The sequence below is a fragment of the Sphingobium sp. CFD-2 genome, from assembly GCF_024611135.1.
In the GTDB taxonomy this organism is placed as follows: Bacteria; Pseudomonadota; Alphaproteobacteria; order Sphingomonadales; family Sphingomonadaceae; genus Sphingobium; species Sphingobium fuliginis.
In genome coordinates this window covers 144,857-160,812 of sequence record NZ_CP084407.1, presented here as the reverse complement: position 1 = coordinate 160,812, position 15,956 = coordinate 144,857, and the positions used below count along the sequence as shown (strand labels likewise).

Sequence of the window (15,956 nt, the reverse complement as noted above, 5' to 3'; positions counted from 1 at the left end):
CCAGGATGCACCTGGTAACCGCGGCGCTTGGAATCCTGGCGCTTGTGGGGGCGGCGGGAACCCATGCGAAGGATTATGGCCGCGCCGGGCAAACCTTCCCCGTGATCGAGCCGGATCTGCTCACGACGATCGAGAACCGGTTGAAGCGTGCGCAAGCCAGCGGAGACCTGGCGCGCCTCAATGCGCTATTTGCAAAGCGGGCCGAAGCAAAGATCCGCAGGCCCGATCCGGTGCGCGGCGTTTCTCCGGCGACTAGCCCCAGGGAGTGGGATTTCGACCCCTCCGTGACGCTCGAACAGGATATTCGCGACCAGAAGGGGCAGTTGATCGCAGCGGCAGGCCAAAGAATCAACCCGCTCGATTTCCTGACGGTTCGGCAGGCACTCGTCTTCATCGACGGCGATGACGCAGCGCAGGTGGACTGGGCCACTGCCCGTTATGACGACAGCCAGGCCAAGATCATCTTCGTGTCGGGTTCCCCGATCGACCTTATGACGCATCGGCAACGTCGTTTCTATTTCGATCAGGAAGGACGCCTCACAGGCAGGTTCGGAATCCAGCACATTCCGGCGGTCGTGAAGCCGGCGGGCAAATTCATGCGGATAAGCGAGATACCGTTGCCCAGCGGGAAGCAAGGCTGATGCCGCTCTGGCTCGACCTCTTGCGCACGCCCATGGCGGCCACCGAAACCGCTCGGTTGCGCTGGCTGCGCATGAGCTGGCAGCTATCCTGTCTCGCCACAGCGCTGTGCGTCGCGTTCATACGGCCGATGCGAGCCGTGATTGGGCAGGCGGCTCCATGTCTTGCAGCGGGGATTATCGCGATCACCGTGATCCAAAGCCTCCTCTACTGGACTGCCAAGCAACGGGCTGACAATCATGCCGGCGAGCCGGGGGAGACCCCGGAATGACCCGTTACCCGCGCGGCGCGTTCGTCATTTTGAGCGCCCTTGCCCTTGTCTTTACGATTGTGCCCGCCGCGAAGGCAGCACCTGCCTGCCATGGCAAATTCGTCAATCCCATCACGGATGTTTGCTGGTCCTGCCTTTTTCCTCTCTCGGTTGGAGGGCTGAAAATCTGGCCCGGGAACCGGCCCGACGCGTCAAATCCCTCCTCGCCAGTGTGCGCCTGCACGGATCCCATTCCGCGTATCGGCATTTCGGTGGGCTTCTGGGAACCGGCGCGGCTTGCCGACGTCACGATGAAGCCGTGGTGCTTTCCCAATCTGGGCGGCGTGCGGATCGCCCCTGGTTTCGACATTGGCCAGGGCTATATGGCAGGGCCTTCGATGGTCGGCGGGCGCTCGCAGAGCACGGCCAAGTGGCATGTGCACTGGTATGTTTATCCGCTGCTCTACTGGATGGAACTGCTCACTGATTTCGTTTGCTTCGAGCAGGCCAGTTTCGACATCGCCTATATGACCGAGGTCGATCCGCTCTGGCAGGATGACGCGCTCTCCGGGCTTATCAACCCGGAAGCGATCGTTTTTGCCAATCCGGTCGCGCAGGCTGCCTGCGCAGCTGACTGCGTGAGCGCCACCGCGGCCATGCCGATCGACACGCTTTTCTGGTGTGCGGGTTGCCAAGGCTCGATGTACCCCATGAACGGGAACATCCCCGCCTCCATCGGTCATGTCCAGTCGTCGCGCCTGGCTCTCTCCCGCTTCGCCTACAAGATGCACCGTCAGGCGCTCGCCTGGGGGACAATGGGATCGAAGGGCTTGTGCAGCAAATATGTCATGCCGATCATGCGCAAGCAGCAATATCGCTTCCAGATGGTGAACCCCATTCCGACGGTGTCGGGCCGTTATGCCTGTTCGCCGATCGGCGCGTCCACCATGCCGCCTGGCGCCGGGCGAGCCTATCCTGCCGGGGGCGAGGACATGGGCTATCTCGTCTGGAGAAAAAGGAATTGCTGTGTCTTCTGAACGCATTCCACCCGAAAGGGGCGCAAGGCGCGCTTTAAGCGGTTCCTGGGCGCGGATCGCCCTGGGCCTGATGATCAGCGCCGCCGGCATCTCGGCGTTGCTGGCGCAGACGGTCGAGGGCATCGACATTCAGGCAGTCAAGCGGCGTGCAGCCGGACTCGAGGCCGACGCCCGGGCTTTCGTCGATCACATCAAGGATCGCGGCGATTCCTTCCGTGAGGAGGCGCTGAGCATGGAGGAGAGGGTTCCCCACACTCTGCGCCAGGTTGCGGCCAGCGACCTGCCCAAGGGGTCTGCCGGTGCGATCGATTTCGACGCCATCGTTTCGGGCGCCGCCGCCAATCTCGACCGCAAGGCCGGTGAGGCGCCACAATTCATCGCCTTCGCCAGCCTCTCCATGCCGCCCGCTTCCCTGAAGCAGATGGTCCGCGACACGGCCAGGGCAGGGGGCATCGTGGTCTTCCGCGGTTTCCCGAATAACAGCATGAAGGCCTTCTCCGTCGAGCTTGCCAAATTTGTCGATGAGCAGGATTTCGCGGCCATCGGCGTTGATCCCAGGCTGTTCCGCGCCTTCGATGTGCAGGTGGTGCCAACCTATGTCGCCGTCTCCTCGGATTTTGATCCCTGCGCAGGCTTCGATTGCACGACCACGCTTCCGCCCTATGACCGGATGTCTGGCAATGTGACCGTGCGCCATGCCTTGGGCAGCTTTGTCGATGGCAATGGCCCGGGGGCGCGCATCGCCGCCGTGGCGCTCGCCAATATGAAGCGAGACCGGCCGTGAGAGGGCTCGCCCCGCTTCTCGCCGCGCTCCTGGTCGCAGTGGCGGCGCCTGCGCCCGCGCAAATGACGAACAGCCAGGCCCGCGAAGATGGCAAAGCGCTCGGCAATGCCATGCGCAGCGACGAGGCCTGGATTCCCAAGGCCGATGCCCAGGCCGCGCTCGTGCCAGGCTATCAGGGCACAGGCCTGCCCGAGACGAACTATTTTTCCGATCCTGACAGGCTCGCCAGCGACGCCAACGCGCTCAAGGGATCGAACGACGCCTATCAGGTCTCGATCGACGTCGACAAGAGCCGGCCGGTCTTCTCGCTCGACGAGATCAAGGCCGTGACTGCCAACGCGGTGAAAATCGAAAATGACCCCTCCACGCAGCTGGGAAGCGATAGCATCGGCGCCAGCAGCGGCGAGTGCAAGCCCTTGCCGGCCGAGGCGAGCCAAGTCCATTACGATGCCACGTGCGATACGGGTGTCGTCGTCAACTCCGTGCCTTTAGAGACGGTCTACAGCTGTCCACCGGGGTGGACGCTCGACGGCACAGCCTGCTCCATGATCGAGACGATGCTGGCAAATATCAGCTATAGCTGCGATGCAGGCTGGACGCTGGAAGGTTCTCGCTGCGCGCGAAGCGAACCGGCGAATGTCAGCGCCCATAGCTGCCCTGCCGGCTGGACGCTTGAAGGCAGCCGGTGCAGCAAGATCCTGACCCGGGACGCAGAACAGAACGGTTATGATTGCCCGAGCGGATATAGCATTGCCGGTTCGATCTGCCAGACGATCGTCACCACCAGTGCGGAGCCGGTCTATTCCTGTCCCGGCGACTATTCTCTCTCGGGTACGAGTTGCGTGCGCAATTTCAGCTACGCCGCAAGTGCAATCTACTCCTGCGAACCCGGTTGGGCGCTGAGCGGCTCGACCTGCACGCGCCAGCTCTCGCAGCCAGCTGCCGAGAGTTATAGCTGCCCGCCAGGCTATAGCCTTGGAAACGGCACCTGCTCCCAGAACGCCAATTATCAGGCGACGGCCACCTATAGCTGTCCGGGTGGGGGCACGGTCCAGGGCGACAAGTGCGTCATGACGAACACGACTTCGGCAACGCCCGCCTATGCCTGCCCCTATTACTACTACAATCCCGACGGGTTCTCCGGCGGTCCTCATTGCGTGATGCGCAAGGCAGAATTTGCTTCTCGCAAATGTGCGCCGACCTCCCCGAACCACCCTACTGCGATCGAGTTTCTGCGCGAAGAGAAGAAATATGGCGAAGGCTGGTGCCTGTACAGGCCGCTGACGAACTATACCTGTCCAAGCGCTCTGTGGAATTTCGATCCGGCTTATAACCACTGCGTGTCGAGTACGGTGCAGGATGGCGTTGTAACCTATAGCTGCCCGCAGGGTGGCGATTTGCAGGGCACAACCTGTCATCGCACCAATGTGACGGGCGCGTCGGTTACCTATGCCTGTCCTGTTGATTATGCCTTGTCCGGACAAACATGCGTCAGATCCGAGCATAGACAGGCCAATGTGCAGCATAATTGCCCCAGCGGGGGAAGCCTGTCGGGGACGGCCTGCAATGTCAGCGAACAGATCGCCGCATCTGTAAGCTACGCCTGTCCTCAAGGCCATGTCCTCGATGGCGCCAGCTGCTCAAGAACCGATACCATGCCCGGCACGCCGATCTATACCTGTCCTCCGGGCTACGGACTGAACGGGACGACATGCACCAAGGCCGAGAATGAGGCAGCGACGCCGATCTACGCCTGTCCTGCAGGCTTTCTACTGTCGGACACACAATGCACGGCAACCGTTGCCGCCCAACCTACTTATTACTGTCCTGCCGATTTCACGCTCTCGGGCCAGACATGCTCGCAAACCCGCAACCAAGCGGCCGCCTCGCATCAGCAATGTCCCTCTGGATCGAACAGCAATTCTGATGGCAGCTGCTATACCGAGGATCCGCAAAGCGACTGTGGCGATCTTCAGGCCAACCCGCAGTGCAGCTGGAAATATGACAACTGCCTCGACGAGAGCCCATCAGCCGATGGCTGCAAGATGATGGAGAAGGTCTATAGCTGCCCGGTGCCGGGGGGGAAGGCCGGGCAGCCGCCCAGATATGTCTGCGGCGACGATGTCTACTGCATCAATGGTGACTGCGAGGCGATCAACCGCGAGGCTTCCACCGAGTTCAAGGATGTTCTGACAGCGCTTCACGCCATCGACACTGCGGGAAAAGACTTTGATCCCGACGATATGCATGTGTTCCCAGGAGCGCGGGACACATGCCACAAGCCGATCTTCGGGCTCGTCAATTGTTGCGCGGGAAAGGTTTCGGGCCTGTTGCCGCTCGGGATCGGCGGTGCCGCGCTTACCGGTGCAATCAGCGGTAATGTCGCGGCTCTCGCGGGCGTCGCCACCCAGTTCCTCACAACCTTCATGTGTTCGACCGAGGAGAAGATGCTCGATGTAAAGGATCGGATGGGCTTTTGCACCTTTGTGGGCAGCTATTGCTCGGGCAGCGTGCTCGGCGTCTGCACGACAAAGCGGAAAACCTATTGTTGTTTTGAAAGCAAGCTCTCGCGTATCCTGCAGGAGCAGGGCCGGCCCCAGATCGACAAGCCCTTCGGCAAGCCGAAGAGCGAGCAGTGCGAAGGCTTCACGATCGATGAGTTCTCGCGCCTAGATCTCTCGCAGATGGACTTCACCGACGTCTATTCCGACTTCATGGACGCCGTGCGGATGCCGGACGAAGCCCAGACGATGATCGACATTCAGCAGAAGATACAGGATTATTATGAGCTTCACAGCCAATGATTCGTCGCGGGCCGTCGGCACCCGGAAGCCGGGGCACGGCATTGAATATAGGCTTGAGCAGGGCTGGCTGCTGAGGTCAAGAGCGCGATTCCGGGAGAGCGAGACCGGGCAGCTCGTTGCCCGTCCTTTGTTGAACGGTCCCATCAGGTTGCGGGACCGGGGACACGGCTCCTGGAAGTTCGCGCTGAAGATGCCGATCCTCCGCTCCGCGCATGATGGACTGGCCCATCCTCTTGAGGATAATCGGTGACGAGGAACCATCGGGATGAGGATCAATCCTGCGTCTATCGCAATATCGCTGCTGGCCACATTATCGCCTTCGCCCCTGGTCCTGACAGCTGGCGCGTCAGCGCAAGCTGTTGAAGGGGGGCAGGCGGGGGACGACTTCTACTGTCGCGAGCGACGGCTTGGTCAGTGGTTCTATTGCACGAGGCCCGAAAAGGCTGACCCGCAGTCTGTCGAGCCTCCGCAAGACAGCGCCACGGATCGGATGGCGGCGATCACCCGCGAGCTTGATGAACTCAAAGCGAGGGCGATCCTTGAACCGACCGAAGAGAATGTCGTCGCCTATGTACGGTTCCAGCGCGAGCAACTCGATCGCGCTTCCACCTTTTCCGACACATGGCAGCGGGCGCTGTGGCAGAATCCCGACCTTGATTATACGCTCCAGCGTCCTGTCAGCACTGTAGGTAAAAGGGCCTGGCTGGATAACCGCAAGGCTGACCGCGCCGCCGCGCTGACTAACCTTGGCCAGCGTTATGGACTCTTTTATTTCTATGCGCAAAGCTGCGGAGCCTGCGACATATTCGGACCGATCCTGCGCTCTGTCGCCGACAGCCACCGCATGTCGGTGATGGCGATCTCCATGGATGGCGGACCCAACCGCGACTTTCCAAACTATGTCGTCGACGCCGGCCAGCGAGCACGCATGGGCGTGCCGGGCAACGAAACACCCGCACTGGTGCTGTTCGACACCGTCACCAGGCGCACCATCCCGGTCGGGTTTGGCATCCTTTCAGGAGACGAGATCATGGACCGGATCTTCATGTTGACCAACACCAGGGTGGGGAGCGACTTCTGATGCGCCAGGGGCAGATATCCAGCCGGATCGGCTGTTTCCTCAAAAAGACTGGCTCGGTCGTAGCGATGACAGCATCTGTCCATTGCGCGATCATCGGCGGGGCTAACGCCAATGTCGCTTCGGAGATGAACAACTTTTTCAGCGAGGCGGGCGGAGCCGCCAACGTGACCGGCCCCTCCGCCTTCCAGGGCCAGTCCGCAGGCTATTATTCGCTCGGGAACGTCTGGACCCGCTTTCCGCAAAAGAGCGTGTCGCCTTTCAACCTTCAGCTTCCCAGCGCTCGCGCGGGTTGCGGCGGCATCGACCTCTTCTCAGGCTCATTCTCCTTCATCAACGCATCCGAGATCGTGGCGATGCTGAAAGCCACGGCCAACAACGCTCTGGGCTTCGCCTTCAAGCTCGCGATCGATTCGGTATCTCCTGAAATCGGCAAGGTGATGGACGAGTTCAGCCAGAAGGCCCAGCTTCTCAACCAGATGAACATCTCGAGTTGCGAAACTGCCCAGGCGCTCGTTGGCGGCATCTGGCCCGCCATGGACACGACCCGCGCCACGATCTGCGAGGCGGTCGGCAACGCCCAGGGCGTCTTCTCCGACTGGGCCGCCTCGCGCCAGGGCTGCAACAATGGCGGCAGCCGCGACAGTACGATAGCGGGCAACAACGATCCCTCCATGAAGGATCATCTGATTGGCGAGAACCATAATTACACCTGGGAAGCGCTCAGGAAATCCGCCAAATTCGGCGCCTTCGACCAGGATTTCTCAGAATATATCATGACGCTGGTCGGCACCATCGTCACCCGGCCGTCGTCCAGCGGAAACGTTGGCGGCAATGTCATCATGTTCGGTCCAGCCGAGGAAGCCGTAGTCACCGCGCTTCTCGACGGCACCGAGAATGCACCGGCAGTCAAGGTCCTCAAATGCAATGACAGCAATTGCTATGATGTAGGCGAAGCCACGCTCCTTGTGCCCGCTTCCGCGGCGCTGCGCCCGCGCATCCGGCAGATGATCAGCGACATGAGCATCAAGGCTCGCACCAACGGAACCCTCACCGCAGCGGAGAAGCAGCTGCTGAACATGGCAACCATTCCGCTCTACAAGATCCTGACGGTGCAGGCCTTCGCCCATAACGCTCTTACAAGCGGAGAAATCGATGCGCTCTCCGAAATCGTGGCGGTCGATATCCTGAATGCCATGCTCGACAATATGCTCGATCGCGTCGAGCAGTCGAAGGTCCATTATCAGACGGCCGATCAGGCGACGGCCGAGCAATGGAAGGCGCAGATCGCAGCCACCCGGCAGAAGTTCGGGCAGCGGGAGGTGAAACTCAACAACAAGCTCCAGCTCACCTATCAGGTCATCAACCGAAGCGTGTTCCTGGAATCCACGCTGCAGAACACGATGTCTCCAGGCATGGCCGCAGCGCTCAATTTCTCCCGAGGTCTCAGCGCCAGAGGGTTCCAGTAACGAGGGCGAAGGGCGATGCTGGAGGTCTTTACGGTTGGCGGCGGCGAATATCTCGTCAGCATGTTCAACGCTGTGGCCGCGTGGACCGGCGGCGGCGGCTATCGATCGATGATCCGTGTCGTCATGGTGATGGGCCTCATTTTTTCGCTGTTTGTGGTAGCCTTCACGCTGAACTACAAAGCGTGGCTCAACTGGTTCCTCCAGTCCAGCGCAATCTACATGTGTCTGATGGTCCCCACCACGGACATCAAGGTAACAGATCGCATTAATCCGGGCCTTGCGCCTGCTACGATAGCCAACGTGCCGCTGGGTCTTGGCGTTCTCGCCAGCTTCACGACGCAAATTGGCGATTATCTAACCCGGACGGCCGAAACGGTCTTTGTCAGTCCGAGTGAGCTCAATTACAGCAGCAATGGGCTCATCTACGGAGCCCGGCTGTTTGACGCAACGCGCAATTTCAACATCCGCGATGCTGAATTCTCCGCCAATCTCGATCATTATATGAAGCAATGCGTCTTTGGCGACATCATGCTGTACCAAAAGTCGCTGACCGATCTGGCGAACGCAACCGACCTCTGGGCGGCTATCGCTTCAGACGCGGAATCCCGGTCTCAGCAATGGCTGGAACGCAGCGGTGCGGCGGTCACGCCTTACATCGTGACCTGCAGGCAGGCCTATTCGATGCTCGATGCACAGTGGGTGGCGATGATCGAGGCCAATTCGAAGATTTGGGGACTGGAGCTCTATCCCAAGCTCGGCGAAGCCGTCGCGCAGACCAAGCTTCGTAACGACCTGCCGATCGTCAACCAGGCTTTCACCGGATCAACGGACGGCTTTGTCGAAACCATGCGGCAGAATACAGCCATCAATGCGTTCATGCAGGCCCGCAACAATATGAGCGGAAGCGCGATCGATGCCTTCGCCCAAACCCGCGCCGACATTCAGGCACGCAACACCTATAACAGTATCGCCCAGCAGGCGATGACTTGGGTCCCGATCCTGAATGTCGTTTTGACGGTCGTCTTCTTCGCCATGTTCCCTGTCATTTTCCCCTTGTTCCTCATGCCGCAGACCGGGCTCTCTGCCCTCAAGGGCTATGCGACGGGTTTCTTCTATCTTGCGGCTTGGGGTCCGCTCTATGTAATCCTGCACATGATCTGCATGACACGGGCTGAGGCGGCCGCCGGCGGCGTTGCCGGTGGCGGCGTGACCCTCGGCGCCTATGCCGGCATTGATGCGGTCAACGCCGAGACGGCTACGATCGCTGGATTCATGCTCATGAGCGTACCGTTTCTGGCCGCGGGCCTTGCGCGGGGCGCCATGTCGATCGCCGGCCATTCCATGTCGATGCTGGCGCCGGCGCAGAACGCCGCCGAAGCTGCCGCACTGGAGGAAACGACGGGAAATTATTCCTATGGAAATGTGAGCTGGGCCAACCAGACGTCGAACATGCGGCAAAGCAATCAGTGGAGCGTCGCCCCCACATATCAAGCGGGCGGCCCCGCGTTCGGCATTCGACAGGACAACGGCGCAACCGTGTCAAGCTACGGGAACGGGCAGGAGGTTATCGACACCAGCCAGGCCATTTCCCGGCTCGGTTTCACGCCGACAGCCAACACGGGCTTTGTATCCGAGATGAGGGAGCAGGCGCATGAGGCTCGCCGGCAAGCTCAGGCATACCGGGCAGCGGCGAACGACATTCTGACCAGCACGCATACCGATCGCAGCGCCTCCAGCTTGGCATCCGAACAATCGTCCGGCTGGGACACCAGCGTCGGAAGGAATTCAAGCACGTCGATCGAACAAACTGACCGGAAGTCGGGAACCAGTTCGTCAGGCATCGACCAGCGCAGCTCGATCAGCCTTGGACAATCGGAAAGCCGTGGACGGGATTGGACGGCGAATTGGAATGAACAAGTCAGCGGCGGATTGACCGGACAACTTGCATTTGGAGGCAAGGGTGGTCGCTCAGGGGTCGGTTCAGGTGTAGACGGCCGCGTTGCATTCACGGGAAATCAGAATGATCAACTGAACCAAGGCTTTAAAGAAACGCGATCGAATGATGAAACCAGCAGTACGTTTACCGGTACTCGCGACGAGCATTCCATCGGGAACAACGCTTCAATATCTGAAGGCACCTACGAGAAGGGCGGACACTTCAGTCGTGCATCCACTGCAGCATCATCATCTCAGGGGCGCGAAGATGCGCTCTCTCGTGCCCGTTCCTACCAAGAATCCGCTGAAAAACTGGAGGAACTATCGCAACAGCTCTCTCTTGACGCGAGCTATGCTGAAACTCACGGAATGCAACTCAGTGAAAATCTTAGCCAGGAACTAGCTCAATGGTATCGCAATGAGCAGGTTAATAATCCAGGCCTTGATGCACCAGAGCTATGGTCAACCGATCTGACTGGCCATCAACGGACGGTGCGCAACGGAATGATCGGCCGTTGGATGGGCGAAAAGCAGGAGGCGATACGCGCTGAAGTTCAAGATCTCCTTAATGAACCCGACCTAGTTGATATACCACATCGAAGCATTGGTGATTTTGAAGACATCCAAAGGAGCTATCGTCCTCAAGGCATCACCGGAATGCCGAAGGGTCCCGATTCAGGCAACCCAAATGTTGCGGACAAGGTCATTGTAGAGGGTGAGAGATCTTACGCGTCAGACAGGGCTGCTGGGCTGGTTAATCGTGCAGGGCACCTACAGGGAGCGGTAGATATTGAAAACAATGTAAACAGGGAAACGAGTCGCAAGTTCTTTGACACTCGTCCTCCAGATGGTTGATCTCTCATCAAGCGGAATGGAAATAAAGCAATACCCCTAAGATTAGCAGTAGGACAATTGCTTGTCCGATCGCCGCGCCAATAGAGAACTCAGTTCCTGCATCATCGTCAAGGTCGATATCGCAAATGTCAGCCCGGTCAAGCTGACGTATAATCGGTCCGCCAGACGTGTTCTGCGTGGTCAGGTACGTATCGACATCGAACATCTCACCACCTCCGCGTCTACATCATATTACAACTGAGAACGGCGGTGCAAAATTAGACCACGGTGGCGGCGGCGAAGTGCTGCTGCGGGCGGCGTAAAAGTCGTCCACTTTGCCTTCTTTGCGCGAGCAGGGAGGGCGTGGAGATATATACCGTGGATCTTTACCTGAAGGTGCGTCTTGCTTGCGCGGGCGGCATGAGCCAGCGTGAGGCGGCGAAGCATTTCAACGTATCGCGCGACACGGTCCGCAAGATGCTGTCGTATTCGGAGCCCCCCGGTTACCGCCGGACGGCGGCGGTGCGGCGGCCCAAGCTGGAAGCGTTCGTTCCGATCATCGATGCATGGCTTGATGGTGACCGTCAGGTTCCGCGCAAGCAGCGTCATACGGCGAAGCGGGTATTTGACCGCCTTCGCGAAGAGCACGGTTTCACCGGCGGCTACACGATCATCAAGGATTACATCCGACAGCGCGAGCAGCGCAGCCGGGAGATGTTCGTGCCGCTGGCGCATGCGCCCGGCCATGCCCAGGCAGATTTTGGTGAGGCCATGGTCGAGATCGGCGGTGTTGTGCAGAAGGCGCATTTCTTCGTGCTCGATCTACCGCACAGCGACGCCTGCTACGTGCGCGCCTATCCCGCTGCCGTTGCCGAGGCATGGATGGACGGCCACGTGCACGCCTTCGCGTTTTTCGGCGCGGTGCCGCTGTCGATCGTCTACGATAACGACCGCTGCCTGGTCTCGAAGATCCTGCCCGACGGCACGAGGCAGCGCGCCCGGCTGTTCAGCGGCTTCCTGTCGCATTACCTGATCAGCGATCGTTACGGCCGTCCCGGCAGGGGGAACGACAAAGGCAGTGTTGAAGGGCTGGTCGGTTATGCTCGCCGCAACTTCATGGTGCCGATCCCCCGGTTCGCGACGTGGGAGGCGTTCAACCTGTGGCTCGAGGAGCAATGCCGCAAGCGTCAGAACGACCGGCTGCGGGGCGAGAGCGAGACGATCGGCGAGAGGCTGAAGCGCGATCTGGCGGCGATGCAGGAACTGCCGGCTGCCCCGTTCGAGGCTTGTGACCAGACCAGCGGCCAGGTCTCGTCGCAGGCGCTGGTGCGTTACCGGACCAATGATTACTCGGTGCCGGTGCGCTTCGGCCATCAGGAGGTATGGATCCGGGGCTATGTCGGCGAGGTGGTGATCGGCTGCCGGGGCGAGGTCATTGCCCGTCATGTGCGCAGCTACGAGCGCGAGGACGTGATCTTCGATCCCATCCATTACCTTCCCCTGATCGAACAGAAGATCAATGCGCTCGATCAGGCAGCGCCCCTGCAAGGCTGGCACCTGCCCGAAGCGTTTGCAACGCTGCGCCGCCTCATGGAAGCTCGTATGGGCAAGCATGGTCGGCGCGAGTATGTGCAGGTGCTGCGTCTGCTGGAGAGCTTCACGCTTGCCGATCTGCATGCGGCCGTAAAGCAGGCTCTCGATATCGGGGCGATCGGCTTTGATGCCGTGAAGCATCTCCTGCTGTGCCGGGTGGAGCGCCGACCACCCCGATTGGACATGGCGATCTATCCCTATCTGCCCAGAGCCAGGGTGGAGACGACATCGGCGCGCTCCTACATGCAGTTGCTCTCGGGCGATGCGAAGGATGCGGCATGAGCAGTCCGTCCCCCGAGCTGTTACTGGCCAGCCACCTCAAGACGCTCAAGCTACCAACCTTCCTGCGCGAGCATGACAAGCGGGCCCGGCGATGCGCGGCCGAGGGCGCAGATCACGTCCGCTACCTTGCCCGGCTTGTCGAACTGGAGCTGATCGACCGGGAACGCCGGATGGTCGAGCGCCGGATCAAGGCTGCGAAGTTCCCGGCCGCCAAGAGCCTCGACAGCTTCGACTTTGCCGCGATCCCCAAGCTCAACAAGATGCAGGTGCTGGAACTGGCACGCTGCGACTGGATCAACCGCCGCGAGAACGTCATAGCCCTTGGTCCCTCGGGAACCGGCAAGACCCATGTGGCGATCGGCCTCGGCCTTGCCGCCTGCCAGAAGGGCCTGACGGTCGGCTTCACCACCGCGTCCGCGCTGGTCAGCGCGATGATGGAGGCACGCGACGAACGCCGCCTTCTGCGCCTCCACAAGCAAATGGCCGGATACAAGCTCCTCATCATCGATGAACTGGGGTTCGTGCCGCTCTCGAAAACCGGCGCGGAACTGCTGTTCGAGCTGATCTCGCAGCGTTACGAGCGCGGCTCGACGCTGATCACCAGCAACTTGCCGTTCGACGAGTGGACCGAAACGTTCGGCTCCGAGCGCCTGACAGGCGCGCTCCTCGACCGGCTTACCCACCACGTCTCCATACTCGAGATGAACGGAGAGAGCTATCGTCTGGCCCAAAGCCAGGCGCGCAAGGCACGCTCCAACCCCTGACAGAAAAGACCATCCGTGTGTTGGCGACCCCCACTCGGGCTACGCCCTCGCGGCGCTCGCCAGCACACGGATCACCCGGCCTGATTTTGCGCCGCCCAATGGCCGACTTTTACTCCGCCGTTGACACGTTGCCCGCGCGAGCGCTTTATGCAGTCTCTTTGCCGTCGCAAACGTCCGCACCGCAGACAAGGCCCCCTTGCGAAGTCCGAGCCGATGCGATAATATCGCATTACGATATATAAGAGAGTTCAATCGGCGGGGTGTTTCAGGCACGTCCCCGGCAAGGCTCCCCGGGAGAATGGAGGCCAGCCATGGCATTGCTGAAGATCCTGGTTGAAGGCGTTGCGCTGACCGTTGGTAGTGTCATGACTTCATTGTTGATGGCATGCCTGGTCTGGCAGATTGCTCTTGGCCTTCATTGTCGCAGGCAGGCGTGGATGATGCTGGTCGGAATTGCCGTCGCGGCATTTGTCGCCCTTGGAGCAAGCGAGTTTGTGAGAATGAGCGCCATTCTCGGACTTGCTGCCGCGGCCGTCCTTTATCTTCAAGGAACGGATGAAAGATCGGCAAGGCGCAGAGGCGGCGCATCGCGCAACCGTTGACTGAAAGGATCCAATATGATCGAGCGGCAATCGTGGTCCTACCCAGCGATCATCGCGGCGATGGGACAGGGGCGACTACCGACCTTCGGTGAAATGCGCATCCTGGTGAGGCGGATCAGGCGCGATGTGAACTACCTTTCCGACACCAGGCTAAGCCGTAGGATCGTACGAAATATCGCGGTTGCAGTCGTGCAGAATTCAGGCGCGAACAGAGTGGGGCAGTGACGGCGGCCGCGGCTGCGTGGCGGGGGACGTCCGCCCGCGCCGGTTTTGCCGCAGAAAAAGCGATCTGCAAAACGCGCGAGCGTATCCCTTGCATCTGCCTTCAATGCACAGCAGTAAGCTACTGAGGAAGTTGGTTCATCGCCCGGTTTTCCCCGTCAATGTCCTGACGGCTGGCTTGAACATTTCCGATCAATGTATCGTCGGCTGATCGTGTTCCCTGTCCTCATCGAGGAAGGTCATCATGCCTTCTGACTGTACGACGAGCGTAAAGGCATCAAACGCTTGTTGGTCGGATTCGAACAGGGTCTCTCAGACGGTCGACATTCCGTTGGAGTTGATCACCTCAAGCGCCCAGTGTGGGTCGTGCACAAGACGGTAGATTTGCACGTCAACCGTGATTTCCTCGATCGTGACACGCCCGGACAGCGGCGAAACGATAATGTTGGGCTCGCTATGGGACAATGCGACCTCCTTCAGTCCCGAGGTACACCAGGAAGCGCGCCTTTGTCATGACGAACAGAAGCGGTCTCCTCGGACAGATGCGATCGCAGGGTCGCTCAACGTTGCATGCGACCAGCACGCCGCCGCAGGCGACATTCGGGCAAACATCGGATCTCCCTTCGCATCGGCCTTGACCGGCACAGGCGCAGCCGGCTCTTCCAGCGGTCGCCGCAAGACGCTGACAACGCTCCCTTTCATCCAGCAAAGGGCTTGCATACAGCCTTGCTCCTGCGCAAGAGCGCGACATCGATCTCTCCTCCGCCGTCCCGGGAGGAACTTCACTTGTCTGACCCCAAGGATCTTATCCAGTCATGGACTTGCACTATCTGACAGTCATCCTGCTTGGGATCGTCGAAGGACTGACCGAGTTTCTACCGGTATCATCGACTGGCCACCTGATCCTGGCGAGTGAATTGTTGGGCTATGACGCCTCGACCTGGGCAATGTTCAACATCGTGATCCAGCTCGGCGCGATTCTGGCGGTGGTGGTGCTCTATTGGCGAACCTTCTGGGCGGTGGCGACGGGGCTGCTGCACCGGCAGCCAACAAGTTGGCGATTCCTGCGCAACCTGATCATCGCTTTCATTCCCTCGGCAGTGATCGGTCTTACACTGCACGATGCGATCGAAACGCTGCTCGGCGCGCCCAAGGTGGTCGCCTGGGCGCTGGTCGTGGGCGGCATCGCCATTTTGCTGATCGAACGGATGATCAAGGAAAACCGTTTTCATGGTATCGCCGACATTCCCCTCGTCCGCGTCATTGGCATCGGCTTCATCCAGTGCATATCCATGATCCCGGGCGTCAGCCGATCGGGCGCAACCATCATGGGAGCGCTGGCCCTCGGCGTTGAACGGCGCACAGCTGCGGAATTCAGCTTCTTCCTGGCAATCCCCACGATGCTGGGGGCAACCACGCTCGAACTGCTGAAAAAGGGTGATCAGATCACCTCGGCAGCGGTCGGGTGGGACAGCATCGCGCTTGGCTTCGCCATCTCCTTCATTGTCGCGCTGCTCGTCATCAAATGGTTTGTAGGTCTGGTCTCGCGTCATGGCTTTGCGCCCTTCGCCTGGTACAGGATAGTCGCTGGAACGGCCGCTTTGCTGTGGCTGTCGACACGATAGGCCAGGAAGGGCATTCCCGCATATTTTACGGTCAGGGG

Annotated in this window: 14 protein-coding genes; 12 read left to right on the top strand and 2 right to left on the bottom strand. The window is 60.1% G+C overall.

Features of this window, described 5'->3' with window-relative positions; translation table 11 throughout:
• The first annotated feature begins 5 nt into the window (after nucleotides 1–5).
• From traW to LDB29_RS26115, 8 genes are all read left to right on the top strand, one after another.
• Complete coding sequence (gene traW / locus LDB29_RS26150; protein ID WP_257558468.1) at nucleotides 6–641, top strand: type-F conjugative transfer system protein TraW; 636 nt, start codon at nucleotides 6–8, stop codon at nucleotides 639–641.
• Entirely contained in the window at nucleotides 641–910 is a 270-nt protein-coding gene (locus LDB29_RS26145; RefSeq protein WP_257558465.1) for a hypothetical protein, read from the top strand. Before traW ends, LDB29_RS26145 begins: the two co-directional genes overlap by 1 nt.
• Nucleotides 907–1,926: a conjugal transfer pilus assembly protein TraU gene (gene traU / locus LDB29_RS26140; protein ID WP_257558463.1), complete on the top strand. Its 1,020-nt coding sequence runs from the start codon at nucleotides 907–909 to the stop codon at nucleotides 1,924–1,926. The genes LDB29_RS26145 and traU overlap by 4 nt, the downstream gene beginning before the upstream one ends.
• A gap of 70 nt (nucleotides 1,927–1,996) precedes the next feature.
• The gene (trbC, locus tag LDB29_RS26135; protein WP_257558525.1) at nucleotides 1,997–2,710 is read left to right on the top strand and encodes a type-F conjugative transfer system pilin assembly protein TrbC; all 714 of its coding nucleotides are present in this window, start codon (nucleotides 1,997–1,999) and stop codon (nucleotides 2,708–2,710) included.
• Nucleotides 2,707–5,514 carry a conjugal transfer protein TraN gene (gene traN, locus LDB29_RS29485; protein ID WP_373886397.1) on the top strand — a complete coding sequence of 936 codons (2,808 nt, stop codon included), beginning with the start codon at nucleotides 2,707–2,709 and terminating at the stop codon, nucleotides 5,512–5,514. The genes trbC and traN overlap by 4 nt, the downstream gene beginning before the upstream one ends.
• A gap of 265 nt (nucleotides 5,515–5,779) precedes the next feature.
• Nucleotides 5,780–6,595: a conjugal transfer protein TraF gene (locus LDB29_RS26125; protein WP_257558461.1), complete on the top strand. Its 816-nt coding sequence runs from the start codon at nucleotides 5,780–5,782 to the stop codon at nucleotides 6,593–6,595.
• Between the two features lie 65 nt (nucleotides 6,596–6,660).
• Nucleotides 6,661–8,061: a conjugal transfer protein TraH gene (locus LDB29_RS26120; protein ID WP_257558459.1), complete on the top strand. Its 1,401-nt coding sequence runs from the start codon at nucleotides 6,661–6,663 to the stop codon at nucleotides 8,059–8,061.
• Nucleotides 8,062–8,076: 15 nt separating this feature from the next.
• Nucleotides 8,077–10,851 carry a conjugal transfer protein TraG N-terminal domain-containing protein gene (locus tag LDB29_RS26115; RefSeq protein ID WP_257558458.1) on the top strand — a complete coding sequence of 925 codons (2,775 nt, stop codon included), beginning with the start codon at nucleotides 8,077–8,079 and terminating at the stop codon, nucleotides 10,849–10,851.
• A 7-nt stretch (nucleotides 10,852–10,858) separates the two neighbouring features.
• Here LDB29_RS26115 and LDB29_RS26110 read toward each other — a convergent pair whose 3' ends face one another.
• Nucleotides 10,859–11,056, bottom strand: coding sequence for a hypothetical protein (locus tag LDB29_RS26110; RefSeq protein ID WP_257558457.1), 198 nt, complete (start codon nucleotides 11,054–11,056; stop codon nucleotides 10,859–10,861).
• Nucleotides 11,057–11,250: 194 nt separating this feature from the next.
• Here LDB29_RS26110 and istA point away from each other — a divergent pair, with 194 nt between their 5' ends.
• The 3 genes from istA to LDB29_RS26095 all read left to right on the top strand — a co-directional run bounded on the left by istA (nucleotide 11,251) and on the right by LDB29_RS26095 (nucleotide 14,071).
• On the top strand, nucleotides 11,251–12,705 hold the full coding sequence (gene istA, locus LDB29_RS26105; RefSeq protein WP_257558523.1) for an IS21 family transposase: 1,455 nt from the start codon (nucleotides 11,251–11,253) through the stop codon (nucleotides 12,703–12,705).
• Nucleotides 12,702–13,469, top strand: coding sequence for an IS21-like element helper ATPase IstB (gene istB, locus LDB29_RS26100; protein ID WP_257558456.1), 768 nt, complete (start codon nucleotides 12,702–12,704; stop codon nucleotides 13,467–13,469). Before istA ends, istB begins: the two co-directional genes overlap by 4 nt.
• A gap of 311 nt (nucleotides 13,470–13,780) precedes the next feature.
• Nucleotides 13,781–14,071 carry a hypothetical protein gene (locus LDB29_RS26095; protein ID WP_257558455.1) on the top strand — a complete coding sequence of 97 codons (291 nt, stop codon included), beginning with the start codon at nucleotides 13,781–13,783 and terminating at the stop codon, nucleotides 14,069–14,071.
• A gap of 534 nt (nucleotides 14,072–14,605) precedes the next feature.
• Here the strand turns inward: LDB29_RS26095 and LDB29_RS26090 are convergent.
• Nucleotides 14,606–14,758, bottom strand: coding sequence for a hypothetical protein (locus LDB29_RS26090; RefSeq protein WP_257558454.1), 153 nt, complete (start codon nucleotides 14,756–14,758; stop codon nucleotides 14,606–14,608).
• 350 nt (nucleotides 14,759–15,108) lie between these two features.
• Between LDB29_RS26090 and LDB29_RS26085 the strand changes: the two genes are divergently transcribed.
• Complete coding sequence (locus LDB29_RS26085; RefSeq protein WP_257558453.1) at nucleotides 15,109–15,918, top strand: undecaprenyl-diphosphate phosphatase; 810 nt, start codon at nucleotides 15,109–15,111, stop codon at nucleotides 15,916–15,918.
• The last annotated feature ends 38 nt before the right edge of the window (nucleotides 15,919–15,956 follow it).